The sequence below is a fragment of the Wolbachia endosymbiont of Cylisticus convexus genome (genome assembly GCF_003344345.1).
On sequence record NZ_QPIP01000157.1, the window covers coordinates 1 to 2,304 of the forward strand.

Genomic DNA, 2,304 nt, shown 5'->3' on the forward strand with positions numbered 1-2,304 from the left:
TTTTGATTTTCTGGGTTACACATTCAGACCCAGGTTAGCAAGAAATAAAATAGGGAAGCATTTTGTTTCATTTCTCCCAGCAATTAGCAACAAGGCCAAGAAAAAGATTACTACAACCATAAGATCATGGAAAATGCTAAGAAATACGCATATAACATTAGAGGGGATGTCAGAGAAAGTAAATCCAATAGTCAGAGGCTGGTATCAGTACTATGGCAAATTTTACAGAACTGAGGTCTACAAATCTCTAAAGAATGTAGAGCGGCATCTAGAAAAGTGGGTCAAAAGGAAATATAAGAGACTCAGGGGTCACGGAAGACTAGCAAGACAATTTCTAGGAAAGGTGAGAAAGAGGTCTCCGGATATTTTCTATCACTGGACACTAGGGTTAGATCAAAAGGCTGAATAATGGAAGCTGTATAAGCTGAGAGGTTTACGTACAGTTTTGCGAGAGACTGGTGGGGAAGTTCCACTGGTCTACTCTCCTGACTAGTAAAGATCGGAATAAAAAGACTAATGTTAATCACAAGAAAATATTTGGTGCTCTTGAAGGTGTTGATATAAAGCAGTCTAAGTTTGTGAGCAAAATTAATAATCAGAAGGAGATAAACCGGAAGGCTTCCCCTAGCAGAAACATTCGCGAAAACAAAATCAACTACGGGAAAAGCCTTGACTATATTTATGGTACAAAACCTTTAAATGATCAAGCAGAAGATTTAAATCCGTTTACTTCAGCTTTAAAAAAAATAAAGCCAAATACAGGTGAAAGTGAAAAATTGAGCTGGTTTAAGAGTGCGATATTAGAGGCAAAAAACGTAAATGAATTGCACAAAACTATAGACCAAGTACTAGCCTCTGGAGCAAGAATAAATGCATGTAATGATGGAGAATGGAGTATTGCAGAGTATGTAGTATTGGGTACACATTTTCACAGATTAGAAAAAAGTGATCGAAAAAAGCTAATACGTAAATTAATGCTAAGTGGTGCAGAGTTTCATGATACTCTACTGCAGAATAAACTGATAGGTGAAATCTATAATGAGCTACAGCCAGAAGTTCAGCCACAGATAGAGAAGAAACTAGAAGAACTAGAAAAAGCTGGCGAAAGTGCTGTTCAAGAAGGATCCTTAATAGATCTCGAGATAGATAACAAAACACTTTTCATGGAGTTTTCTGAAGATAGCGCCGGACAGATAAAACCTGTCAAACCAAAAAGAAACTTCCTAGCTGAGTGTATGGCAAATTTTATATATAATTTTGTAGAGAAGAGCTTTTTGCAGTTATAGCCGAACTATGCAATGGTGCCTTAAGTGCCCGTGGGATAGCGTGGCTTTGGAGGAACGGTCAAACCACTGATGGAGCCTTTTAGGCTACCTCGATTAGAAGAATGTATAACTCAACCGTCCCAAGCTTAAGCACTTCTCAAATATGGATTATTATATAATGGAGATTAAAAATGGCAAAGGTCAAAAGTAAATTAGAGATAACGAATCCTAATGCAGCAGGAATCGATGTTGGCTCGGCTGTACATTATGTATGTGTACCCGAAGGAAGCGATGAACAACGTATACAAAAATTTAGCTGCTTTACGGAAGATCTCTACAACATAGCAAAATGGTTGAAAAAATGTAAAGTGAATACAGTAGCCATGGAGTCAACAGTGGATTCCTTTGTTTCAAGTACTTGAATCACACGGATTTGAAGTAAAACTGGTAAACGCAAAACATGTTAAAAATGTACCTGGGAGAAAATCAGATGTGCAAGATTGTCAATGGATTCAACAACTACACAGTTACGGGTTACTCCAAGGGTCATTTAGGCCAGATGTGTGTATTGCGTAGTTATGTTCGGCAACGTAAAAATTTAATTGAAAATGCTTCTACACATACTTTGCGTATGCAAAAAGCGCTAACACAAATGAATATTCAACTACATAGAGTTATAAGCGATACAACTGGTGTAACTGGAATGCAAATTATTAAAGCAATAATAGATGGTGAGAGTAATCCTGAAAAATTGGCTGAACTAAGAGATGGATGAATAAAAAGTGATAAATCTGTTATTGCAAAAGCATTAGCAGGAAACTATAGAAAAGAACACCTATTTACATTAAAGCAAGAATTTGAGCTATATAATATTTATCAGGAAAAAGTAGCAGAATGTGACAGGAGCATTGAAGAATATTATAAAACATTTGAGACAAAGTCTGATGAGAGTAAAAAGTTAGGTGAAGAGAAAAATAAGCATAGAAAAAGTAAACCAAACTTTGCTTTGCATGAAGAATTATATCGAGTAACTGGTATA

General features: G+C 36.2%; 1 protein-coding gene and 2 pseudogenes. All 3 read left to right on the forward strand.

The genetic code is table 11. From position 1 onward, the window contains the following. The coding region (locus Wcon_RS09555; protein WP_275936935.1) for a group II intron maturase-specific domain-containing protein at positions 1–409 on the forward strand (409 nt) is incomplete at its 5' end. 76 nt (positions 410–485) lie between these two features. Further along, positions 486–1,205: pseudogene (locus tag Wcon_RS09560) on the forward strand (hypothetical protein); the annotation flags it as partial. Between the two features lie 251 nt (positions 1,206–1,456). Further along, positions 1,457–2,304, forward strand: a pseudogene (locus tag Wcon_RS09565) (IS110 family RNA-guided transposase); the annotation flags it as partial.